Annotated in this window: 9 protein-coding genes; 1 reads left to right on the top strand and 8 read right to left on the bottom strand. The window is 68.4% G+C overall.

Features of this window, described 5'->3' with window-relative positions; translation table 11 throughout:
• The coding region (locus G4D87_RS09830) for a non-ribosomal peptide synthetase (protein WP_163781240.1) at nucleotides 1-14,213 on the top strand (14,213 nt) is incomplete at its 5' end.
• On the opposite strand, the gene G4D87_RS09825 is transcribed toward G4D87_RS09830, so the two are convergent.
• The 8 genes from G4D87_RS09825 to G4D87_RS09790 all read right to left on the bottom strand — a co-directional run.
• Nucleotides 14,200-16,827 carry a patatin-like phospholipase family protein gene (locus G4D87_RS09825; protein WP_163781238.1) on the bottom strand — a complete coding sequence of 876 codons (2,628 nt, stop codon included), beginning with the start codon at nucleotides 16,825-16,827 and terminating at the stop codon, nucleotides 14,200-14,202. The two genes, G4D87_RS09830 and G4D87_RS09825, sit on opposite strands and share 14 nt — an antisense overlap.
• Before the next feature lie 124 nt (nucleotides 16,828-16,951).
• Complete coding sequence (locus tag G4D87_RS09820; protein WP_163781236.1) at nucleotides 16,952-17,734, bottom strand: DedA family protein; 783 nt, start codon at nucleotides 17,732-17,734, stop codon at nucleotides 16,952-16,954.
• Nucleotides 17,735-18,024: 290 nt separating this feature from the next.
• On the bottom strand, nucleotides 18,025-18,495 hold the full coding sequence (locus G4D87_RS09815; RefSeq protein WP_163781234.1) for a Crp/Fnr family transcriptional regulator: 471 nt from the start codon (nucleotides 18,493-18,495) through the stop codon (nucleotides 18,025-18,027).
• A gap of 41 nt (nucleotides 18,496-18,536) precedes the next feature.
• The gene (locus tag G4D87_RS09810) at nucleotides 18,537-19,052 is read right to left on the bottom strand and encodes a gamma carbonic anhydrase family protein (protein ID WP_163781232.1); all 516 of its coding nucleotides are present in this window, start codon (nucleotides 19,050-19,052) and stop codon (nucleotides 18,537-18,539) included.
• A gap of 4 nt (nucleotides 19,053-19,056) precedes the next feature.
• Complete coding sequence (miaB, locus tag G4D87_RS09805; protein ID WP_163781229.1) at nucleotides 19,057-20,445, bottom strand: tRNA (N6-isopentenyl adenosine(37)-C2)-methylthiotransferase MiaB; 1,389 nt, start codon at nucleotides 20,443-20,445, stop codon at nucleotides 19,057-19,059.
• 73 nt (nucleotides 20,446-20,518) lie between these two features.
• Nucleotides 20,519-21,028 (bottom strand): hypothetical protein, encoded by a 510-nt coding sequence (locus G4D87_RS09800; RefSeq protein WP_163781227.1) that lies wholly within the window; start codon nucleotides 21,026-21,028, stop codon nucleotides 20,519-20,521.
• 285 nt (nucleotides 21,029-21,313) lie between these two features.
• Entirely contained in the window at nucleotides 21,314-23,197 is a 1,884-nt protein-coding gene (locus G4D87_RS09795; protein WP_163781225.1) for a UvrD-helicase domain-containing protein, read from the bottom strand.
• A gap of 4 nt (nucleotides 23,198-23,201) precedes the next feature.
• On the bottom strand, nucleotides 23,202-24,619 hold a 1,418-nt coding region (locus G4D87_RS09790), incomplete at its 5' end, for an ATP-dependent nuclease (protein WP_163781223.1).

The raw sequence follows: 24,619 nt of genomic DNA, 5'->3' as shown, positions 1-24,619 counted from the left end.
CGGGGGCGCGCCTGTACCGCACCGGAGACGTGGCGCGGTGGCTGCCGGACGGCACGCTGGAGTACCTGGGCCGGGCCGACTTCCAGGTGAAGCTGCGCGGCTTCCGCATCGAGCTGGGTGAAGTCGAGGCCGCGCTGCGCACGCATCCCAGCGTGCGCGACGCCGTCGCCGTGGTGCGCGAGGAGACGCAAGGGGACGCACGTCTCGTGGCCTACGTCACGGGTGACTCGGCGCCGCTGGAGGCCGAGACACTGCGAGCGCACCTGCTCAAGCAGCTCCCTCAGCACATGGTGCCTTCGACCTTCGTTCACCTGGGCGTCCTGCCGCTGACGCCCAGCGGAAAGGTGGACCGCAAGGCCCTCCCCGCCCCCGAGGCGCCCACGGTCCAGCGAGGACTCTACGTGGCGCCGCGCACGCCGACGGAGGAAACCCTGGCCGAGCTCTTCGCCCAGGTGCTCAGCGTCGGCCGGGTCGGCGTCAACGATGGGTTCTTCGAGCTGGGTGGCCACTCCCTGCTGGCCACCCAGGTGGTGGTGCGCGTGCGGACGCGGTTCGGCATCGAGCTCCCGCTGCGCGCCTTCTTCGAGTCCCCCACGGTCGCCGGACTCGCGGCGTACCTGGACGGCCAGAAGAACGCGCCCACGCAGCCCGCGACCGCGGTGCCGGCCCTGACCCACGCGGACCGGCGCGCATCGCTGCCCCTGTCCTTCTCCCAGCAGCGGCTGTGGGTCGTCAGCCAGTGGAGTGAATCCGGCAGCAGCGCCTACAACCACCCGCTGGCGCTCCAGCTCACGGGCGTGCTGAACCTGCCCGCGCTCCAGCGAAGCTTCGACACCCTGGTCGCCCGCCACGAAGTGCTGCGGACGACGTTCCGCATGGAAGGCGACTCAGCCGTCCAGGTCATCCACCCGCCTGCCCAGGTCCCCCTCCAGGTCCTGGACCTGTCGGGTGCGGCCAGCGCCCACCTCCGTGAAGCGGAGACGCTGCGCCGGGTCCAGGAAGAGGTCCAGCGCCCCTTCGACCTGGAGAAGGGCCCGGTGGTCCGCGGCATCCTGATGAAGCAGTCGGCGACGGAGCACGTGCTGGTGGTCAACATGCACCACATCGTCACCGACGGCTGGTCCAACGGAGTGATGGTCCGGGAGATGGCGGCGCTCTATGCCGCGTTCAGGCAGGGCCAGCCGTCTCCCCTGCCCGCGCTCCCGTTCCAGTACGCGGACTTCGCGGCGTGGCAGCGCAGTTGGCTCCAGGGCCGGGTCCTGGAAGCGCAGCTCGACTACTGGCGCGGGATGCTCGCGGACGCGCCGCCGTACCTGGAGCTCCCCACCGACAAGCCGAGGCCGGAGCAGCCGTCCTTCCAGGGCGCCAACACGCCCATCCAACTGCCGGCGGCCCTGAGCGACGCCGTGGACGCGCTCGCGCTCAAGGAGCGGGCAACGCCCTTCATGGTGTTGCTCTCTGCCTTCCAGGTGCTGCTGAACCGGTACTCCGGACAGGAGGACGTGCTGGTGGGCTCGCCCATCGCCGGCCGTCGTCACGCGCAGACGGAGGGGCTCATCGGCTTCTTCGTCAACACGCTGGTGCTGCGCGCGCGCATCGGTGAGGAGACGACGTTCCGGGCGCTGCTGGCCCAGGTGCGTGACACCACGCTGGGCGCATACGAGCACCAGGACCTCCCCGTCGAGCGGCTGGTGGAGGAACTCCGGCCCGCTCGCGAGGAGGGCCGCACGCCGCTGTTCCAGGTGATGTTCGCCCTGCAGAACACGCCGGTCCCCGAGCTGACGCTCCCGGACCTGTCCCTCCGAGGCTTCGAGTCGAAGCACACCGTCAGCCGCTTCGAGCTGGAGCTGGTCCTGTCCCGCGCGGCCGAGGGCTACCTGGGCGGGCTCGTCTACAGCACCGACCTGTTCGAATCCGCCACGGCGGAGCGGCTGGTGGCGCACCTCCAGGTCCTGCTCGAAGAGGCCGTGACGTCGCCGGACACCCCTGTCTCCGCGCTGCCGCTCGAAAAGGAGGAGGCGTCGCAGCCGTTGGACGTGCTGGACGGTCCCCGCGAGGCGACCTTTCACGCCCGCGTCGAGGAACAGGCCGCCCGGACGCCCGATGCTCCCGCGGTGACGCTGGAGGACCAGGTCCTGACGTATGCCCAGCTCAACACGCGAGCCAATCAGCTCGCCGCGCACCTGCGCACGCTGGGCGTGGGCCCCGAGGTTCGCGTGGGGCTGTGCCTGGAGCGCACGCCGGACGCCATCGTCGCGGTGCTGGCGGTGCTCAAGGCCGGCGGGGCCTTCGTCCCCATCGACTCTGCGTCCCCGGCGCAGCGCAAGTCCTTCGTCCTGAAGGACAGTCACGCGTCCGTCCTGCTCACGCTCCGGCACCTGGCCGACGCCTGGCAGCCCCAGGTTCGAAACCTGGTGTGCCTGGACACCGAGGCCTCGAAGCTGGCGTCACTGCCCACGCGGAACGTCGTGGTGAACGTGCGCGAAGAGAACCTCGCGTACGTCATCTACACGTCTGGGTCCACGGGCACGCCCAAGGGCGTCATGGTGCAGCACCGCTCGTTGCTCGCGATGCACGACGGAACGGCGCAGGCGTTCCAGGCGGTGGGCGCCCCACGGCAGCGGGTCAGCCTCAACGCCCCGCTCCACTTCGACGGCGCGCTCGAACCGCTCGCCCATCTGGCGGACGGACACTGCCTGTGCCTGGTGCCGGAGGAGACGCGGAAGGACCCGGAGGCCATGCTGGCGTGGCTGGGGCAGCAGCGCGTGGACGTGCTGGACTGCACGCCGGCGCAGTTGACGCTCCTGCTCCAGGCGGGGCTGCTGGAGCAGGCCCAGGTGCCCTCGCGCATCGTGTGCGCGGGCGAGGCCATGGCGCCCTCGCTCTGGAAGCAGTTGGCGAGCACGGACCGCACGACGGCCTTCAATGCGTATGGCCCCACGGAGAGCACGGTCTGCGCCACCACGGCGTCGGTCCGGAACAGCTCCGCGCCCGTGCCCGTCATCGGGCGGCCCATCCAGGGTACGCGTGCGTACGTGCTGGATGCGCGGCTGCGGATGGCGCCGGCGGGCATCGCGGGCGAGCTCTACCTGTCGGGAGACGGTCTGGCCCGCGGGTACCTGGGACAGCCTCAACTGACGGCGGAGCGCTTCATCCCGGATGCCTTCAGTGGAACGCCGGGTGCCCGGCTCTACCGCACGGGAGACAAGGCGCGGTGGCGGCATGACGGCACGCTGGAGTACCTGGGCCGGCTCGACTTCCAGGTGAAGCTGCGCGGCTTCCGAATCGAGCTGGGCGAAATCGAAGCCGTGCTGCGGACCCACGACAAGGTCCAGGAGGCCGTGGTGCTGGCGCGCGAGGACGTGCCCGGCGACAAGCGGCTCGTGGCCTACGTGGTCGTCGTCGTCGACCCCGAAGCCCCCGTGAGCGCGGAGCAGCTGCGTCAGCACGCGCAGGAGCGGCTGCCGGAGTACATGGTGCCGTCCGCCTTCGTGCTGATGGGCACCCTGCCCCTGACCGCCACTGGCAAGGTGGACCGGAAGGCGCTGCCTGTCCCTGACGTCTCCAACCTGGCCGTCAAACGCGAGGTCGAGCCGCCCGCGACGCCCCTGGAGGCCCGGCTGGCGGAGATTTGGAAGGAGCTGCTGCGCGTCCCCGTGGTGGGCCGCCGCGACAACTTCTTCGAGCTGGGCGGCCACTCCCTGCTGGCCACCCAGGTCGTGGCCCGCCTCCGCGCCGACTTCGACGTGGACCTCAACCTGCGCGCGTTCTTCGCGGCGCCCACCGTGGCCGCGCTCGCGGAGCGGCTGTCGTCCGCCTCCTCCGGTCCCCAGCTCCCGGCCCTGACACAGGCTCGGGGGGACGGGCCGGTGCCGCTGTCCTTCGCGCAGCAGCGGCTGTGGTTCCTGGAGCAGCTCCAGCCGGGCAACGCGTCCTACAACATGCCGACGGCGCTGCGCCTGTCGGGGACCTCGGACGGGGCCGCCTTGCAGCGGGCCGTGGACGAGATGGTCCGCCGCCACGAGTCGCTCCGCACCACCTTCCAGACCGAGGATGGCGCGCCCCGCCAGGTCATCCACCCGCCGCACGCCGTGACGGTGGACGCGGTGGACCTCTCCGGCATCCAGGACCAGGCGCGGCGGGAGGCCGAGGCGCTGAAGCGCGTCACCGCCGATGCCCGCCGTCCGTTCGACCTGACCACGGGCCCGCTGCTGCGCGTCACGCTGCTGAAGCTGGAGCCGGCCGAGCACGTGCTGCTGCTGTGCATGCACCACATCATCTCGGATGGCTGGTCCATGGGCGTGCTGGTCCGCGAGGTGACCACGCTCTACGGCGCCTTCCATGCCGGCCAGCCCTTCACGCTGCCCGAGCTTCCCGTGCAGTACGCCGACTACGCGGTGTGGCAGCGCGGCTGGCTCCAGGGTGACGCGCTGAAGCAGCAGTTCGGCTTCTGGAGGGAGCAGCTCGCCGGGGCTCCGCATGCGCTGGAGCTGCCCACCGACAAGCCGCGCCCGGCGTTCCTCGGCAACCGGGGCGCGTCCGTGCCGGTGCGGCTGTCCCTGGCGCTCAGCCAGGCCGTGGAGACGCTGGCCCACCGTGAGGCGGTCACCCCCTTCATGGTGCTGCTGGCGGCGTACCAGGTGCTGCTGAACCGGTCCTCGGGACAGGACGACGTGCTGGTGGGCTCGCCCATCGCCGGACGGCACCACGCGCAGACGGAGGGGCTCATCGGCTTCTTCGTGAACACGCTGGTGCTGCGCGCGCGCTTCAGCCGGGGGTTGACGTTCCGCCAGTTGCTGGCGCAAGTGCGCGACACCACCCTGGGCGCGTATGAGCACCAGGACCTCCCTGTCGAGCGGTTGGTGGAGGAGCTCCAGGTTGACCGCGATACGAGCCGCACCCCGCTCTTCCAGACGCTGTTCACCTTGCAGAACGCGCCCCTCCCCGAGCTCGTCTTGCCCGGCCTGACGGTGAGGCCGGCCGCCGGCGAGGACACGGGCGTGGCCCTGTTCGAGCTGAGCCTGGACCTGTTCCGCGGCGCGGACGGCTTCCGCGGGGCGCTCAACTACAGCACCGACCTGTATGAAGCCGACACGGCCGGGCGGCTGGCGGCGCACTACCTGCGGCTCCTGGAGGGCCTCCTCGCCCGGCCAGATGAGCGTGTGGCCGCGCTGCCGATGATGGTGCCCGAGGAGCGTCAGGCCCTGCTCGACAGCTCGAGCGGCGCCCGGGAGGTGCTGCCGGAGGACGCGCGCATCCACGCGCTCTTCGAGGCGCAGGTGGCGCGCACGCCCAGCGCGCTGGCAGTGGTGGCGGGCGCCGAGTCGGTGACGTACCGGGAGCTGGACGCGCGGGCGAATGCGCTCGCCCTGCGCCTGCGCGCGGCGGGCGTGGGGCTGGAGCGCCGCGTCGCCGTGTGCGTGGAGCGCTCGGTGGAGCTGCTGGTCGCGTTGCTGGGCGTGCTCAAGGCCGGCGGCGCGTATGTGCCGCTGGACGCGGAGTACCCGGCGGAGCGCCTGCGCTTCATGCTGGAGGACAGCGGCGCCCAGGTCATCGTGGCGCGCGCGGCGCTCCGGGAGCGCCTGGGAGAGGCGGAGGGCCGCGTCTGGTTGGACGCGGAGGTGCAGCCTTCTACCGATGTGATTCAAGCGCCTTCGGTCCCGGTGCCCCCGGAGGCCTCGGCGTACGTGCTCTACACGTCCGGCTCCACGGGCCGACCCAAGGGCGTGGTCGTCCAGCACCAGTCACTGGTGAACTTCACCCGCGCGGCGTGGGCGGCCTTCCCGGTGGCGCCGGGAGACCGGGTGCTCCAGTTCGCCTCCATCAGCTGGGACACCAGCGCGGAGGAAATCTACCCGTGCCTCACGAGCGGCGGGACGCTGGTGCTCCGGACGCCGGACATGCTCGACGAGCCCGGCGCGTTCCTGGCGAAGTGCGAAGCGGCGGGGGTGACGCAGCTCAACCTGCCCACGGCGTTCTGGCATGACGTGACGGCGCGCCTCGAGGCCGGCGCCGCCCGCCTCCCCCAGGGACTGAAGTGGGTGGTGACTGGCGGCGAGCGCGTGGCGCCGGAGCGGGTCGCCCAGTGGCATCGGAGCGTCGGCGCCACAGTGCCGCTGCTGAACACGTACGGACTCACCGAAGTGACGGCGGTGGCTACGTCCGTGGACCTGTCGTCCACCGGCGCCCGGCAGGCCGAGGGAACCGAGCGCGAGGTCCCCATTGGTCGGGCCCTGACGAACGTGCGGCTGTACGTGTTGGATCGCGAGCTGGAGCCCGTCCCCCCAGGCGTGCCCGGGGAGCTGTTCATCGGCGGCGTTGGCGTGGCCCGAGGCTACCTGGGCAGGCCGGACCTGACGGCGGAGCGCTTCGTGCCTTCGCCCTTCGTGGAGGGCGAGCGCCTGTACCGGACCGGCGACCTGGCCCGGTGGCGCCGGGACGGGAACCTGGAGTACCTGGGCCGCGGCGACACGCAGGTGAAGGTCCGCGGCGTCCGCATCGAGCCCGGCGAGATTGAAGCCGCCCTGCGCGCGCACCCGGCGGTCCACGACGCCGTGGTGCAGGTCCGCGAAGACGTCGCTGGCGACAAGCGGCTGGTGGCCTACGTCGTACCGTCGTCCGGACCGGGAGCGGCGACGGTGGATGCGTCCGCCCTCCGCGAGCACCTGCGCCAGGGCCTCCCGGAGTACCTGGTGCCAGCGGCCTTCGTGCCGCTGACCGCCCTGCCCCTGACGCCCAGTGGCAAGGTGGACCGGAGGGCCCTTCCGGCGCCGGAGGCCTCGCAGCTGGCGCTCACCCGTGACACCGAGCCGCCCGCGACGCCCCTGGAGGCCCGGCTGGCGGAGCTCTGGCGGGAGCTGTTGCGAATCCCCACCGTGGGACGGCGCGACAACTTCTTCGAGCTGGGGGGCCACTCCCTGCTGGCCACGCGCGTGGTGGCCCGTATCCGCGCCGACTTCGACGTGGAGTTGAGCCTGCGCGCCTTCTTCGAGGCGCCCACCGTGGCGGGGCTCGCGGCGCGTCTGTCCTCCGCCGCGTCCGCCACCCGCCTGCCACCGCTCACGCGCGCCCAGGGCGACGGTCCGGCGCCGCTGTCCTTCGCGCAGCAGCGCCTGTGGTTCCTGGACCAGCTCCAACCAGGAGACGTGTCCTACAACATGCCGTCCGCGCTCCAGTTGTCCGGCGCCCTGGACGTCGAGGCCCTGCGGCGCGCCGTGGATGCCCTGGTGGAGCGGCACGAGGCGCTCCGCACCACGTTCCAGGCCGAGGCGGGGGAGCCTCGTCAAGTCGTCCATCCACCGCGCGCGCTGCCGATGACCACGGTGGACCTCTCGGCGCTCCACGGGCGGGCGCACCGGGAGGCGGAGGCGCTGAAGCACGCCACGCATGACGCACAGCGGCCCTTCGACCTGGCCACGGGGCCGCTGCTCCGCGTCACCTTGCTGAAGCTCGCTCCCACCGAGCATGTGCTGCTGCTGTGCATGCACCACATCGTCTCGGACGGCTGGTCCATGGGCGTGCTCATCCGCGAAGTGGCCGCGTTCTACGAGGCCTTCCGGCGCGGCCAGCGCGTCACCCTGCCCGAGCTCCCCGTGCAGTACGCCGACTACGCCGTCTGGCAGCGCGGGTGGATGCAGGGCGAGACGCTGACGCATCACCTGGACTGGTGGAAGGAGTTGCTGGCCGGCGCGCCGCACGCGCTGGAGGTGCCCACCGACAAGCCCCGGCCCGCGGTGCTGAATCACCAAGGCGCCGGAGTGCCGGTGCAGCTCCCGCTCGCGCTCAGTCACTCGCTGGAGGCCCTGGCCCAGCGTGAAGGCGTCACGCCCTTCATGCTGTTGCTGGCGGCCCTCCAGGCCGTCCTCGCCCGGCATTCCGGGCAGGATGACGTGCTGGTGGGCTCGCCCATCGCCGGACGCCGTCAGGCGCAGACCGAGCCCCTCATCGGCTTCTTCGTCAACACGCTGGTGCTGCGCGCGCGCATCTCCCCGGAGACGACCTTCCGCCAGTTGCTGGCGCAAGTGCGCGACACCACCCTGGGCGCCTACGAGCACCAGGACGTGCCCTTCGAGCGGCTGGTGGAGGAACTCCAGCCCTCGCGAGACTTGAGCCGCACGCCGCTGTTCCAGGTGATGTTCGCGCTCCAGAACACCCCGGCCGGCGAGTTCGCCCTCCCGGAGCTCACTCTGCGAGAGCTGGAGCCGGCCCACGGCGTGAGCCGGTTCGAGCTGGAGCTGGCGGTGTCACGTGGCCATGACGGCTACCAGGGCGCGCTCATCTACAGCACGGAGCTGTTCGAGCCCGCCACGGCGGAGCAACTGGTGGCGCACTTCGAGATGGTGCTCGAAGGCGCCGTGGCCGCGCCGGACGTCCCGGTCTCCACGCTGCCCCTCCACACGGAGGTGGAGCGGCGGTTGATGATGGAGTGGAACGACACCGCGTCCGACGCGCCGGGTGGCGGGCTCTTCCTCACGCGCTTCGAGCAGCAAGTGGGGCGCACCCCGAACGCCCCCGCCGTGGCGCTGGGTGAGCAGGTGCTGTCATTCACCCAGCTCAACGAGAGGGCCAACCAGCTCGCCGCGCACCTGCGCACGCTGGGCGTGGGCCCGGAGGTCCGCGTGGGGCTGTGCCTGGAGCGCACGCCGGACGCCATCATCGCGGTGCTGGCGGTGCTCAAGGCCGGCGGGGCCTTCGTCCCCATCGACCCGGCGTCCCCGGCGCAGCGCAAGTCCTTCGTCCTGCAGGACAGTGACGCGTCCGTGCTCCTCACCGTCCAGCACCTGGCCGAGGCGTGGCAGCCGCGCGTCCAGCACCTGCTGTGCCTGGACACCGAGGCGTCGAAGTTGGCAGCGCTGCCCACGGACAACGTCCCGGTGAACGTGCGCGGAGAGGACCTGGCGTACGTCATCTACACATCGGGCTCCACGGGCACGCCCAAGGGCGTCATGGTGCAGCACCACTCGCTGGCCTCGCTGCATTCGGCCTCGAATCAGGCCTTCCACCCGGGGCAGGCGCCGGGGCTGCGCTTCAGCCTGAACGCGCCGCTCTACTTCGACGTCAGCATGGGGCAGCTCGTTCATCTGGCGGACGGACACTGCCTGTGCCTGGTGCCCGAAGAGACGCGAAAGGACCCGGAGGCGATGCTGGCGTGGCTGGAGCAGCAGCGCGTGGACGTGCTGGACTGCACGCCCGCGCAGCTGACGCTCCTGCTCCAGGCGGGGCTGCTGGAGCGGCCCCGCGTCCCCGCGAGGATTCTGTGCGCGGGTGAAGCCATGGACCCGTCGCTCTGGAGCCAGTTGGCGACCACGGAGCGGACAACGGCGTTCAACGCCTACGGCCCTACGGAGAGCACCGTGTACGCGACGTTCTCGCGTGTGCAGCGCAGTCCGAGTTCGGTCCCTGTCATCGGCAAGCCGCTCGCGGGGACGCGGGCGTATGTGCTGGATGCGCGGCAGCAGCTGGCGCCGCTGGGCGCCGCGGGCGAGCTCTATCTGGCGGGAGCCGGGCTGGCTCGGGGCTACCTGGGTCAGCCACGGCTCACGGCGGAGCGCTTCGTCCCCAACCCGTTCGCGACGACGCCCGGCGAGCGGCTTTACCGCACGGGAGACAAGGCGCGATGGCGGCATGACGGCACGCTGGAGTACCTGGGCCGGCTCGACTTCCAGGTGAAGCTGCGCGGCTTCCGCATCGAGCTGGGCGAAGTCGAGACCGCCTTGCGTGCGCACGACGGGGTCCAGGACGCCGTGGTGCTGGCGCGTGAGGACGTGCCCGGCGACAAGCGGCTCGTGGCCTACGTCGCGGGCGACTCGGTCACCGCCGAGACACTGCGCGAGCACCTCCTGCAGCGCCTGCCCGAGTACATGGTGCCTTCGGCCTTCGTGCGACTGGCCACCCTGCCGTTGACGTCCACCGGCAAGGTGGACCGCAAGGCGCTGCCGGCACCAGAGGCCTCCCAGCTCGCGCTCACGCGCGACGCCGAGCCACCCGCGACGCCCACCGAGGCCCGGCTGGCGGAGATCTGGAAGGCGCTGCTGCGCATCCCCACCGTGGGGCGCCGCGACAACTTCTTCGAGCTGGGCGGCCACTCCCTGCTGGCCACCCAGGTCGTGGCCCGCATCCGCGACGCCTTCGATGTCGAGCTCAACCTGCGCGCGTTCTTCAAGCACCCCACCGTGGCGGCCCTCGCCGAGCAACTGGCGTCCGCGACGTCCGCCCCCCGGCTCCCGCCCTTGACGCGCGCCGGGAGGGACGGAGTGGTGCCGCTCTCCTTCGCGCAGCAGCGGCTGTGGTTCCTGGACCAGCTCAAGCCGGGAGACGTGTCCTACAACATGCCGTCCGCGCTGCGGCTGTCGGGGGTGCTCGACGTCGAGGCCCTGCAGCGCGCCGTGAGCGCCATGGTGGAGCGGCACGAAGCCCTCCGCACCACGTTCCAGTCCACGGCGGGCGAGCCCCGGCAGGTCATCCACCCACCGCGGGCCACGGTGCTGGAGGTGGTGGACCTCTCGGGCCTCCCGGACCGGGCGCAGCGGGAAGCGGAGGCGTTGACGCGCGCCACCCGGAATGCGCGGCAGCCGTTCAATCTCTCCGACGGGCCGCTGCTGCGCGTCACGCTGCTGAAGCTGGAGCCGTCCGAGCACGTCCTGTTGCTGTGCCTGCACCACATCGTCTCGGACGGCTGGTCCATGGGCGTGCTGGTCCGCGAGGTGACGACGCTCTACGAGGCCTTCCTGACGGGGACGTCCGCCACCCTGCCCGAGCTCCCGGTGCAGTACGCCGACTACGCGGTGTGGCAGCGGGGCTGGCTCCAGGGCGAGACGCTGAAGGAGCAGCTCGGCTGGTGGAAGACGCAACTGGCGGGCGCGCCGCACGCCTTGGAGCTGCACACCGACAAGCCGCGGCCCGCGGTGCTGCGCCACCACGGCGCGGCGGTTCCGGTGCGGCTGACACACGAGCTCTCCGTGATGTTGGAGGTGCTGGCTCAGCGTGAAGGCGTCACGCCCTTCATGCTGTTGCTGGCGGCCTTCCAGGCCGTCCTCGCCCGTCATTCGGGACAGGAGGACGTGCTGGTGGGCTCGCCCATCGCCGGCCGGCGCCACGCGGAGACCGAGCCCCTCATCGGCTTCTTCGTCAACACGCTGGTGCTGCGCGCCCGAGTCACGCCCTCGACGACGTTCCGTCAGTTGCTGGCGGAAGTGCGGGACACCACGCTGGGGGCCTACGAGCACCAGGACGTGCCCTTCGAGCGGCTGGTGGAGGAACTCCAGCCCTCGCGCGACCTGAGCCGCACGCCGCTGTTCCAGGTGATGTTCGCGCTCCAGAACACCCAGGTCCCGGAGCTGGCGCTGCCCAAGCTGGCGGTGCGTCCCGCGGACGTGGCCGACTCCGGTGTGACGCTGTTCGAGCTGAACCTGGACCTGTCACGTGGCCAGGACGGGTACGAAGGGGCGCTCGCCTACAGCACCGAGCTGTTCGAGCGCGCCACGGCGGAGCGGTTGGCCACCCACCTCCAGTTGTTGCTGGAGCGCGCCGTGCTCTCACCGGAGGTGGCCATCGCCACCTTGCCCCTGCACACGGAGACGGAGCAGCAGCAGTTGATGGTGGACTGGCACAGCGTCGCACCGGACGGCGCGCGTGGCGGGTCCTTCCACACGCGCTTCGAGCAGCAAGCGGCTCACACGTCCGATGCCCCCGCCGTGACGCTGGGGACGCATGCGCTGACGTTTGGCCAGCTCAACGCGAAGGCCAACCAGCTCGCCGCGCACCTGCGCACGCTGGGCGTGGGTCCGGAGGTCCGCGTGGGCCTTTGCCTGGAGCGCACGCCGGACGCCATCGTCGCGGTGCTGGCGGTGCTCAAGGCGGGTGGAGCGTTCGTCCCCATCGACCCGGCGTCCCCGGCGCAGCGCAAGTCCTTCGTCCTGAAGGACAGTGACGCGTCCGTGCTCCTCACCGTCCAGCGCCTGGCCGAGGCCTGGCAGCCGCGCGTCCAGCACCTGCTGTGCCTGGACACCGAGGCCTCGAAGTTGGCGGCGCTGCCCACGGACAACGTCCCGGTGAACGTGCGCGGAGAGGACCTGGCGTACGTCATCTACACGTCCGGCTCCACGGGCACGCCCAAGGGCGTCATGGTTCAGCACCGCTCGCTGGCCACGCTTCACGCGGCCTCGAATCAGGCCTTCCACCCGGGACAGGCGCCGGGGCTGCGCTTCAGCCTGAACGCGCCGCTCTACTTCGACGTCAGCATGGGGCAGCTCGTGCACCTGGCGGACGGACACTGCCTGTGCCTGGTACCCGAAGAGACGCGAAAGGACCCGGAGGCGATGCTGGCGTGGCTGGAGCAGCAGCGCGTGGACGTGCTGGACTGCACGCCCGCGCAGCTGGCGCTCCTGCTCCAGGCGGGGCTGCTGGAGCGGCCCCATGTCCCCGCGAGGATTCTGTGCGCGGGTGAAGCCATGGACTCGTCGCTCTGGAGCCAGTTGGCGGCCACGGAGCGGACGACGGCGTTCAACGCCTACGGCCCCACGGAGAGCACCGTGTACGCGACGTTTTCTCGTGTGCGGCGCAGTCCGATTCCGGTCCCCGTCATCGGCAAGCCGCTCGCGGGGACGCGGGCGTATGTGCTGGATGCGCGGCAGCAGTTGGCGCCGCTGGGCACCGCGGGCGAGCTCTATCTGTCGGGAGACGGGCTGGCTCGGGGCTACCTGGGTCAGCCACGGCTCACGGCGGAGCGCTTCGTCCCCAACCCGTTCGCGACGACGCCCGGTGAGCGGCTCTACCGCACGGGAGACAAGGCGCGATGGCGGCATGACGGCACGCTGGAGTACCTGGGCCGGCTCGACTTCCAGGTGAAGCTGCGCGGCTTCCGAATCGAGCTGGGCGAAATCGAGACCGCCTTGCGTGCGCACGACGGGGTCCAGGACGCCGTGGTGCTCGCGCGCGAGGACGTGCCCGGCGACAAGCGGCTCGTCGCCTACGTCGTGGGCGACGCGGTCACCGCCGATGCCCTGCGCCAGCACCTCCAGCAGCGCCTGCCCGAGTACATGGTGCCCGCGGCCTTCATGTCACTGGCGTCCCTGCCGCTCTCGCCCAGCGGCAAGGTCGACCGCAAGGCCCTGCCCTCCCCCACGCTCGCGGACACTCGGAGCCAGGAGGTCCATGTTGCGCCTCGCGATGCGCTGGAGCTGCGGCTCGTGCGTGCGTGGGAGCAGGTGCTCGGCCTGGAGCCCATCAGCGTGCGCTCCAGCTTCTTCGAGCTGGGTGGACACTCGCTGCTGGCCGTGCGGCTCGTCTCGGCCCTGCGCGAGTCCCTGGACCGGCCGCTCCCGCTGGCCGCGCTGTTCCAGGCGCCCACGGTGGAGCAGCTCGCCGCCTTGCTGCGTCGCGACGACGCCGGCCAGACGTCACTGCTGGTCCCGTTCGACGCGGGCCGGAGTGGAACGGAGGTTCCGTTCTTCTGCGTGCACCCTGTCGGTGGCAACGTCCTGGCCTACGCGGAGCTGGCCCGGCTGCTGGGACCGGAGCGTCCATTCTACGGACTCCAGGCGCAGGGGCTCGACGGAAGCACGCCTCCGCTGGGCACGGTGGAGGAGATGGCCGCCGCCTACGTGGAGGCCATCCGCGCGGTCCAACCCGCCGGGCCCTACCTGCTGGGCGGCTGGTCCGTGGGCGGCGTCATCGCCTATGAGATGGCGCGCCAGCTTCGCGAGCATGGAGACGCGGTGGCCCTGCTGGCGCTCATCGACGCCTACACGCCCGCGGCGCTCACCGCCGCCGAGCCCGAGCCCGACGCCGCGCGGGTCGTCTCCGCCTTCGCGAGCGACGTGCTGGGCATCGGGTTCACGGACATCGCCCCGCCGGACGCGTCCCAGTCGCCCGAGGCCTCACTGGAGGCGCTCTGGGACGCCGGCCAGCGCGCGGGCACCCTGCCGCCGGGAATGGAGCCCGCGCACCTGCGGGCCCTGCTTCAGGTGTTCGAGGCCAACCTCCGGGCCGCCCGCCGCTACCAGCCGCCCGCGCTGAACCTGGGCCGGGTGTTGCGGCTCCAGGCGACGGAGGGCGCGGAGGGCCTGCCCGAGGACGGTGGGTGGAAGGCGCTGGTAGGCGCCGGACTGGAGCAGCACGCCGTGTCTGGCGACCACTACAGCGTGCTGCGCGCCCCGGGGGTCCGCGAGCTGGCGGACCGGCTCCGGAGCGCGCTGAAGCTCACCACCGGGTGAGGAGGAACTCGACGCCCAGGCCCAGTTCCTTGAAGTACTTGGGCGTCCCGCTGATGAGCTGCCGCTCTCCCTCCGTCTTCTTGAGGAGGTAGACCGGCACCGTGAGGCGCACGCCCACCATCTCCGCCAGGTCCACGCCCAGGCGGGCCTCCGGAATCGTCAGCGCCCATTCGTTGGGCTGGGTGAGGTATCCGGCGGACACGCCCAGTCCGGCGCGCCACCGGACGTACGGGCCCAAATCCAGGAACGGAATCGCGCCGGAGAAGCCGTCCATGTCGGAGACGCAGTCGATGTAGAGGCCCAGCGAGGCCCAACGGATGCGCGTGTCGTTGGGCACGAGCTGGTCCATGTCCCGCACGCCCAGCCCGGACAACACGGCGCCGAAGCGCCACTCGTTGCGGCTGTAGGCGTAGTCCTCGCGGCCTTGCTCGTAGGCCCCGAACGGCAGCTCCACGCCCACGCCCACGCCTCGCTGGCGCATGGCGCTGAGCGTCCAGACGTGGTGCGGCTTCGAGTAGGTCAGCCACTCATCCAGGAACGCGGAGCCCGCGGGACGGAGTGGAATCTTGAGGTTGCCCTTCTGCTGCGTGACGAGGCTGTGGAAGGCGGTGCCCACGCGCTGGCGGACCGGGATGAGGTCCTCGCGGGTCCCCGTGGCTTCGATGCCCTCCATGACGCCGTCGCTGTACTGGTAGCCCACGTCGCCCAGCACGGCGAGCAGGTCGTCGACCTGTCCCTTCTGGAGCTGTCCCGCCTTCGCCTGCTGCGTCAGGGTATCGGTGGCCTGGCGCAGCCGCTCCAGCTGCGGCGTCGCCTTGCAGTCGTTGCCCACGACGCAACGGAAGCCGGGCGAGTCGATGCCCAGGACGTTCAGCACGCGCAGCTCGCGATCCTTCAGGCGCTCCTTGTCGACGCGAGGCACCAGCAGGTCGACGGCGCGCGTCGAGGTGAGCTGGGTCGACAGGAAGCGGATGGCGTCCTGCATGCCCCGGTAGAAGTCGTGCTCGCGGAAGCGCCGATCGTAGAAGCCCATCATCGCGAACTGGAACTCCGACGGGAGCACGGACGTGCGGCGAGGAATCTGGATGCGGCCCGACAGATTGATGTCGTGCTCCAGCGTGTTGAGCACGGCGCTGTCGCGCGCGGCGCTCAGCACGTTGCCCAGGTACTGGAAGTAGGCCTCGTCCAGGGGGCTGCGGGAGCGCTTCGGCCGCGCAGGCGGTGGCGCCCAGTTCCAGCCGACGGCGTCCTGGTCCAGGTAGACGACGGGGAACCGCTCGCGATTGAGCGTCGTCTCCCCCGACTCGCCGCGCTCCACCCACCGCGAGCCGAGCCGCACCGCCAGGTCCACGGGGTTGTTGTTGAGCACGCCGCCGTCAATCAGCTTGAGGGACTCCACGGGCCCCCATTGCGTCTCCTTGAAGAAGGAGACCTCGACGGGGACCGGCGGGAACGCCAGCGGAAAGGCTCCGGAGGCCTGCGGGGTGAGCAGCAGGTTCTCCAGGGACACCTCGTGGCCGCCGTCGCCTGTCGGCTGGGCGCCCAGCGCCGGGTAGTACGCGAGCTCCTTGGGCTTCACTCCGATGTGGGGGAACGACGCGCTCACCGCGCCCTCCATGAAGGGCAGCCGAGCGGTGAGCTTCCCTTCGCCCTGCGTCATCACCTGCACGACGAGCTTCTCCGTCACGCGCTTCAGCTTGAACTGGGAGTCAGGTCCGCCCTGGCCGAAGGGCACCTCGCGCCCGCGCAGGTTCGTCACGGTGATGCCGTAGGCGAAGGTGCAGTCCTCCTTGAAGCGGGTCGTCTGGGCCTTCTTCAGGATGAGCTGCAGGGTGTCCTGCATGTGCGGCTCGCTGAAGAGGTGCGTGCCCTGAGCGGGCTCATTCCGCTCTTCGGGGAGCAGCCGCCCCAGGTCGAGCTGGTCGATCCACACGGTCCAGAAGAGGCTCTGCTCTGGAGCCCATGTGGACTGGGCGAACGCCGTGTCACACGAGGCCAGTCCGCCGAGCAGCGCGTTCACCGCCCCCGCCGAGGCGCCCGTCCACACCCGTGGCGCCGGGTTGCCCAGGTCCGCGTGCGCGCCTTCTCGCTGCGCGACGCTCCAGAACCGGACCAGCGTGGAGATGAACCCCGCCTGATACGCACCCAGGCTGATGCCGCCGCTGACGACCAGGGCCGGCGCGCTGCGCTCCGTCTCCTCGGCCAGCGCGCGGGCCTTGGCGTAGTCCTCGATGTGTGGTGGCAGGTACGGCGTCCCCTCTGGGACGAGCCCGGTGTCCGTCGCGAAGGCGCCACCGTTCGGCGCGACGGGCGGCACCTCGGGGCTCACCGCTGGGACGTCCTCGGCGCCAGCGCGTGCCGGCGCCGCGGCTTCGGTGGGTGCTCCAGTCGGCGCTGCGGCTTCGGTGGGCGCTGCGGCCTCGGTCGGCGCTGCGGCTTCGGTCGGCGCGTCGGCTTCAGCCGGCGCCGCTGGCGCGGCGGTTGGAGGCTCCGCCGGCACGGGGGCGGCGGGCGTGGAGGCGGCCTTGGCCTCGGGGGGGACGGCTTGCGCCTGCGCGGTGCCGATGGCGGCGAGCAGGAGCACGGCACGGGCACGACGAAGAGTCTTGGGCATTCGCTGGGCTCAGATGAAGGTCAACGTTGAGGCTATCCCTCAATCCTGACCCTGATCCCGGAAGCCCGGCAACCACGGAAGACGCCGGGGAAGCTGTCGTCCCCGGCGCCCTGTGGATGAAGGCCTAGGATTTCTGCAATTCGTGCGAGCTGTCGGCGGCGGCCTGCTCCGGCGCCGCGACGAACAGGGCGTCGCCCGTGCTGGACACCTGGGGGCGCAGCGGCACCGCCACCGCGTCGTGGACCAGCGCGGGCACCGCCACGGGCTCCACGGTGGCGGTGGCCTGCTGGGCGCGCTGCGCGGCCTGCCGGCGGCGCCACACGAAGTAGCCGATGGCGGCCACGGCGAGCACGCCCATGACGGCGAACTGCCCATCCTTGAACTTGGAGATCAGCGTGTCCAGCTCGCCACCGAAGTGGAAGCCGAGCCAGATGAACACGGGCGCGGACAGCAGCGCCGCCAGGCCATCCCAGAAGATGAAGCGCCAGTAGGACATGCCCACGGAGCCCGCGGTGAAGTACGTCACGGCGCGCACGCCCGGCATGAAGCGGGCGATGCAGACGATCTTCTGGCCGTGCTTGACGAAGAGGCCTTCCACCTTCGCGCGTTTCTCGGGTGTGACGATGCGGGCGAAGAAGCCACCGCTGCCCTCACGTCCCAGCTTCCCGCCCAGCCGACGGCCCGCGAGGTAGATGAGGCTGTCCCCGACGAGGATGCCCGCGAAGCCGACCACCATCATCACCGACAGGTTGGCGGCGCCCTTGTGGGCCAGGAAGCCCCCGAGGATGAGGGAGATGTCCTCCGGGAGAGGAACACCCAGACCGCAGGCCACCAGGATGCCGAACACGGTGGCATAGGCGAAGAAGCCCTGTGAGTCGCCGAGGAGGTTGGTGAGAAGTTCTTGCACGCGTCGTCCTGTCCGTTCACGCCCGAAGGGCCCGCCTCGGTCGTCAAAACTCCGGGTCAAACACGGGGAATCGCCCCCAAAAATCCCTGAAACCCGGCCTCCTCCTGGGCCCGCTTCGGCGCCCCGCGTCCCTGCTTATTCTTCGACCGCCGCCTCCCGCCGCCCCACTGTCCCGACGTCGCGCTGCCCCATCGGGCAGCCTGCCCACCTGGGTTCCAATCGTCCAGGAGGCCCATGCCGCCCTGCCGAGCAGCTTAACCACCGCCCGCCCGAATGGCGTCTCCTTCGGCTCAGGCCGCGGGGGCTTTTCGAATCAGCGTGCGCAGCATGTCCCGGTTGTCGCGGGCCTTCTGGCCGAAGTGCGCGACGATGCCCATCAGCAGCTTCACGCAGGCCTGCGGCTTGGTGGCCAGGAGTTTCTGGAAATCCGCGGCGCGAATCTCCAGGGCCGACACGTCGGTGACGGCGGTGGCTGTGCACAGCCGCTCACCTTTCTGCACCAGGGCCAGCTCACCCAGGGGCTCGCCGGAGCCAACCTCACCCAGGGACACGTCCTCGCCCGCGGCGCTCCTGGCGCTCAGGCGGACGGTGCCCTCCCCCACGATGAGGAGCGACTCCCCCGTCTTGCCTTCGGCGAAGAGCGCGGTTCCCTTGGGGAACGCCCGCGCGACGGCGACCCCGGCGAAAATCTGGATGCCGGTGTCCGTGAAACCCTTGAACAGCGGACACGCCTTGAGCGTTGTGGCAGGCACGAGAGCCATGGATGTGCTCCTAACACGCCCAGCGTAGGCTCGCGAGCGACTCAGCGGTCCGTGTGGTACTCGGCCGCGAGCAGCACGTAGTGCTGGGCGGACAGCAGGAGGAACTCACGCTCCGCCTCGGTGATGGGGCGCTTCACCCGGCCCGGAGAGCCCACCACCAATGAGCCCGGGGGAATCTTCGTGCCCGGCGTCAGCAGGGCCCCCGCGCCGATGATGCAGTCGTCCCCCACCTCCGCGTCGTCCATGACGGTGGCGCCCATGCCCACCAGCACCCGGTTGCCGATGGTGCACCCATGGAGGATGACGTGGTGCCCCACCGTCACGTCGTCCCCCACCGTGGTGGCGGACCTGCCGCTGGTGACGTGAACCAGGGAGAGGTCCTGCACGTTGGTGCGCTTCCCGATGCGGATGGGATTCACGTCCCCGCGCAGCACGCAGTTGAACCAGATGGAGGAGTCCTCCCCCACCTCGATGTCGCCCACGAGCTGGGCGGAGTCGTCCACGAAGCAGCCCGGGTGGACGCGGGGCGACATCCCTCGGAACGTTCTCAGCGGCATACGGCTACGCCTCCGCGACGACGTGGAACGGCGCCTCGGCCAGGGGCACCGGCAGCGGCTCCACCGTGGGGGGCTTGAGCAGGGCCACCTGCTTGCCCGCGAGCTGGTTGGGCGTGGCGCGCTCCACCTTCACCGTCACGAAGGCGCCCGCGGGGGCGTCCCCTTCGAAGTTGACGGTGCGGTTCTCCGGCGTGCGGCCGAAGCGCTTGGTGGCGTCGTAGCGCGAGTGCCCCTCCACCATGACCTCCACCTCCGAGCCCACGAGCGCCGCGGTGATTTCGCCGCTGATGCGCCGCTGCAGCTTCTGCAGCCGCTCCAGGCGGGCGATCTTCACCTCGTGCGGCACCGGGCCCCAGTCCTTCTCGCGCAGGGCCGCGCCCGTCTTGGGTCGCGGGCTGTAGACGAAGGAGAACTGGTTGTCGTAGCGGACCTGCTCGGTGAGCTGCATCGTCAGCTCGAACTCCTCCTCGGTCTCCCCGGGGAAGCCGACGATGATGTCCGTGGTGACGGCGATGCCCGGCCGCGCCTCGCGCAGCTTCGCCAGGCGCTCCAGGTACTGCACCACCGTGTAGTCGCGGCGCATCATCTTCAGGATGCGGTCGCTGCCACACTGCACCGGCAGGTGGAAGTGCGGGGTGATCTTCGGCTGGACGCGGAAGGCTTCAATCAGCTCGTCGGACAAGTCGTGCGGGTGGCTGGTGGTGAAGCGCACGCGCTCGATGCCGGGGACCTCCGCGGTGCGCAGCAGCAGCTGCGCGAAGGAGATGCCGCCCGCGTACGAGTTCACGTTCTGGCCGATGAGCGTCACCTCGCGCACGCCGACCTTGGCCAGGTCCGCCACCTCGACGAGCACGTCCGGGAACGCCCGGCTCACCTCGCGTCCGCGCGTGTGCGGCACGATGCAGAACGAGCAGACGTTGTCGCAGCCCTTCATCACCGTGACGAACTCGGTGACCTTGCCGCGCGACGTCTCCGGATCGGCGCGCGGGAAGACGTACTCCTCCGAGTTCACGAAGGCCGTCTCCACCACCCGCTCCCGCTCCGCGGACACCCGGCCGATGATGTCCGGCAGGCGCGCGATGTTGTCGGGGCCGAAGACGAAGTCCAGGTACGGCACCTTCTTGAGGAGCTTGTCCTTCTCCTGCTGCGCCACGCACCCGCCCACGCCAATCAGCGCGCCGCGGCTGGCCTTCACCGGCTTGTACCGCCCCAGGGCGGACAGCATCTTGTCCTCCGCCTTCTCCCGGATGGAGCAGGTGTTGAGGATGATGAGGTCGGCGTTGTCCGGCACCGGCGTCGGCGCGTAGGACATCTGGCTCAACACCTCGCTCATGCGGAGCGAGTCGTTGACGTTCATCTGGCAGCCGAAGGTGTGGATGAAATAGCGCTTCATGGAAGAACCCTGAGCAAGTACGTGCCCTTATCCGATGGCCGGACGCGGAATGCAACCAGCCGCCCGCCCGGCTTCATCCCCGGCTGAGCAGGTGCGTCAGGCGGGTGTGCAGGTCCACCAGCTCCGCCTCGCGGGCCCGGAGCAGCCCCAGGGCGTCCTCGCCGTAGCGGCGCGCCAGGGCGTTGGTTTCGCGCTCCTGCCGGGCTAGCTCGTCCTGGATGCGGCCCGTGAGCTCGTCCGCCGCGCCGCCCTGGAGCTGACTCAGCTTGTCCTGGAGCTTGCGGACCGCCCAGCGCCGCCCGCCGAAGGCTCGCAGCAGCGCGCCGCCCTGCTCCGCTGTCTTGGCGTCCAGCCCGGACGCGGCCAGGGCCTCGGTGTGGGCCTTGGCCAGGCTCTCCGTCCCCTGCCCGGAGGCCTGGGCCAGGTAGGTCTGCTGGTAGCGGACCAGGGCGTCGAGCATCGCCGCGTCCAGCGGAGGCGCGGCCCAGCGGAGGGTGCGGTCGTCAGCGGCGGTGAGGTCCGTGGACGACTCCCGGTTGGGGACGTCCTGGAAGCCGTGGTCGTCGAAGAGGAAAGACGTCATAGGAAATGTGGCTTGGAGCGTGTGGCCCGCCTGCTGGAGTATCTAACCGCAGCAGGCCTCTTTAATTCTATTGCCCCAGGGCGAACAGCCAGTCAGGGGCTGAACGAAATCGGAGAGCGAGTTTGAAAGGCCCACCACAAGTGTCAAGTCGCGAATCTCGTAAACGGCAGAATTAATATCCCGAGCCTTTGATACTATCTCCGCCCAGCAGTTACACGCGGGGTGTGTTCACATGCCCGTAAGGGCTCTGTTCTGCAGTATACCTCAACTTGGTGTCGTTGACGGTCAAATAGCTACCTCTGGCACGCCAGCGTCGGTCAAGAGTTGGTAGAGGTCGGCGACTTTCTGTCGTGCCCCGCGCGCTCGGCAGAACGTAAAGATGGCCCGTTGCCTCGCACGTGACAGAGCCACAAAAAACGTTGCGATACCCTCCGGATTTCCGGCGCTGTGGCTCCACCACATTTTGTCGTCAAGCCCTACAAAGAAGACGGTGTCGTACTCCAGCCCTTTGCTTTTGTGCACGGTCATTAGCGGGATTTCACCGACTCCTTCGAACCGATCGAGACATACGGACCAGTCGGCGGCACCCACCGCACAATCAGAAAGATGAATCCGGAATGCCTCGACCGCGATTGCTAGCGATTCTCCTGTGCTGTACTCAAGGTATGTTCGAGCTAATGCAGCAGGACTGAGGAACTCCAAAATTCGCCCCACCAAGTCCTGGGCAACTGCCTCGTCGGGTGGATTGATGCGCATAACCGCTCGAAGTGTCTGAAGGAATTCGATCAGTCTCTTCTCGGCACGGTCGCAATCGGCATCGTCATCAACGTCGACTCCACGTATTCGCAGAATGGCCGTCGAGGCGATTTCCCAAGCCTTGGGATCTTTGCGCTTATTTCCCAGTCGAAGCAGGGAGATACCGATAGTCGTCAACTCCTCGACCAGAAGATCCTGCAGGGTTGTGCGTCCAAGGCTGCGGCTCTCATTGCGGACACGTAGCCCGATACTTGAAAACGACTCCTGAAACTGATCTTCAAACCGGTCGGCAGTTTGGCGCACGAGAATGGCATAGTCTCGAGCTGTCGTATTCCGCTGAGACAAGTCCTGCTTGAGCCAGTTTGCAATCTGCTCAGCCTCGACTACCTCGGATGGACATTTCCACACCTGTGCAACATCGCCGTCGACCTTGCTTTCTGCTTTTGCAATAGCAGGAATGGTGCCGGAATCCAATGCTTGGGCGACGACGTGTTGAATGCGCACCAAGCCTTCGGAGGATCTGAAGTTGAACAAAAGCGGGATTCGATTGGCACGAAAGTCGCTCTCGAACTTCCGGAACGAGTCCGGTCGGGCACCAGCCCAAGCCATGATTCGCTGCTTGTCGTCACCAACCGCAGTCACGGAAATCCGTGGGTCGCCAAAGGCGGAGAGCAGGAAGTCGTATTGGGCGTAGGTAGTGTCTTGGAATTCGTCGACAAAAACGAAAGGATATGTTGTTCGCAATGCGCGACATATTTGCGGATTCGCTCGAAGCAAGAGTTCGGCCAATCGATTAATCATTGCAAACGTAAGCAGCGAAGTGGTGTCCTGGCGAAGGTTCTCCTGCCACCAACGCTGAATCGCAAACTCAGTTCCGCTAACTGGAGTTGTTGCTTGAATTGGCAGCCGGAGCGTCCCCAATACGCGCGACTCGAAGGTGGACTGGGTCAATCCCGCTACTTCTGTCTGCCATTTTCTAGGAGCATCAAGGCGCGTTCGCTCAAGGAAATCGTCGATTTGGCGACGATTGGAAAAAGTGACTTCATAGGGACGACTCGGCCGCCAGCCATTCGGTACCGCTGGCATAAATCGATCTAGTAGGTTCTTGGTGAATGCGTCAAAAGTAAGCGAGACGAAGCGACGTGCTTGTCCAGGTGCGCAACGTTGGCGGACACGAGCAGCCAGATTCTCGGCAGCATCGGATTTAAATGAAATTGCTAGAATTCGGTAGGGCTCCATACATAGGCCGGTCTCTAGCAAGTACGACGCTCGCTGGGCCAAAAACTCGGATTTTCCTGCACCAGGGCCGGCGACGACACAGCTGCTTTGGATACGTCGGAGGGCCGTCCACGCGTTTGGTTCAAGGTCAAGGATTCCGCGTGGACTCCATGTTTCGGGCGCAATGGGAGCCATGGCGTTAGCAGTTTTCTTCGGTCTGCTGAGGGAACTTGACGCTGTCGGCTACATGTTCGAGCAGTGCCCTAATTTCCTCTGGGATTGCACTATTAATCACGCCCGAGTCAAGTCGGCCAAGTACACGCACGTGGGTGCTCGGCTTTCCACGACCAAGAAAAAGATAGCGGTACCATCTAAGATCCGAGTCCTGATTTAGGTAGAGCTTTGAATCGGCATTCTCTCCCAGTACAGCTTCAGTTGGATCACCTTTGCTAGAGGGGCCTTTCATCTCGCTGTCGATGGTTTTGTAGGCATCAGGAAAGGCCCTTAGCATCGAAAAGTCTAGGTCAAGGGGCCAAGAGAAATAAATGCCAAACTGTCGCAACCACGCAACCCACTGCTTCAAGTAATCAAAATCTACATCACCCTTGGCCTGGGTGTCGAAATCAGAGATCTTTTTGTCAATCCCCTTTGCGTTGAGATTTTCGCCAAACAGTGCTTTCGGAGCCACGTTGTTGGCCAGGAGTTGCAGGCATGCAGATTTGATTCGACTCCAACCTCCACCCGTTCGCCCCAAGTCCAAGTCAAGCAATGTCACATGTGGTATGGCCAGATCAAACAAGAGTCGCCAAAGATGATTGACATGTCTTCCTCCTAACGGAACGACGGCAACGAAAGACCGGTCAATTGGAAGATCGAGCGCCTCGGCGAGACGTGGAAGCACGACCTCCTCGGAACTGCCTTCGCCCAGAATAACAAAGCGGGCAAAGTAGAGTTCAGGGTATGTACGGACGGCCTCTCGGACGAACTTTGCAGCTTCTTCCTCTCCAATAGGCAATTGGATCGCCCGAACATGCGCGGTGCGATCTTGTGGCTCAAGCCTGAAATGCCGAACTTGAATGGGCTCGACGCGAGCAAGAATACTCGCTGAGTGACTAGACATAAAAGCCTGGGCGCGTTGATCACGGGTAAGATCTTCAATCTGTCGGACGATACGAGACAGATAGAATGGCGCGAGATTGTTCTCGGGTTCTTCGACGGCAATGATCGTTAGACTCGGTAGCGAAACGCCTCCAGCCTGAAACCCTCCGCTGGCTGAGCCGCTAGCGATCTGGCTTTCAACATCCAACGTTGCTGCGGTCATAGCAAGATGGAAAAGCGAGCGCTGCCCGTCGCTGAGGTCTTCAAGATTTCGTTCACGACCTGTCTCATCGGGGTAGAAGACTACCTCTACCCGACGAATGAACTCGTGAAAGAGAAGGTCAACGGGGCGGAATATTGGGGTAGCATCCATACCTCCCGCATGAACCTCTAACCAGCGCTTCTCAACGGCCTTGGCTACCAAATCCACAGCAGATTCGGCGCCAAAAGCACCGTTTATCTTGTGGCCGGCATCCGCAAATGCGTCCTTTACATCTTTAGACCACGTAATTGCGCGCC

This window comes from Myxococcus vastator (genome assembly GCF_010894475.1).
Classification (GTDB): domain Bacteria; phylum Myxococcota; class Myxococcia; order Myxococcales; family Myxococcaceae; genus Myxococcus; species Myxococcus vastator.
This window is presented reverse-complemented; position numbering and strand designations above follow the sequence as displayed.

Excerpts from the sequence above, each read along its gene's own strand:
- miaB (WP_163781229.1), bottom strand. The coding sequence starts at position 20,445 with ATGAAGCGCTATTTCATCCACACCTTCGGCTGCCAGATGAACGTCAAC.
- G4D87_RS09810 (WP_163781232.1), bottom strand. The coding sequence starts at position 19,052 with ATGCCGCTGAGAACGTTCCGAGGGATGTCGCCCCGCGTCCACCCGGGC.
- G4D87_RS09825 (WP_163781238.1), bottom strand. The coding sequence starts at position 16,827 with ATGCCCAAGACTCTTCGTCGTGCCCGTGCCGTGCTCCTGCTCGCCGCC.
- G4D87_RS09815 (WP_163781234.1), bottom strand. The coding sequence starts at position 18,495 with ATGGCTCTCGTGCCTGCCACAACGCTCAAGGCGTGTCCGCTGTTCAAG.
- G4D87_RS09800 (WP_163781227.1), bottom strand. The coding sequence starts at position 21,028 with ATGACGTCTTTCCTCTTCGACGACCACGGCTTCCAGGACGTCCCCAAC.
- G4D87_RS09795 (WP_163781225.1), bottom strand. The coding sequence starts at position 23,197 with ATGGCTCCCATTGCGCCCGAAACATGGAGTCCACGCGGAATCCTTGAC.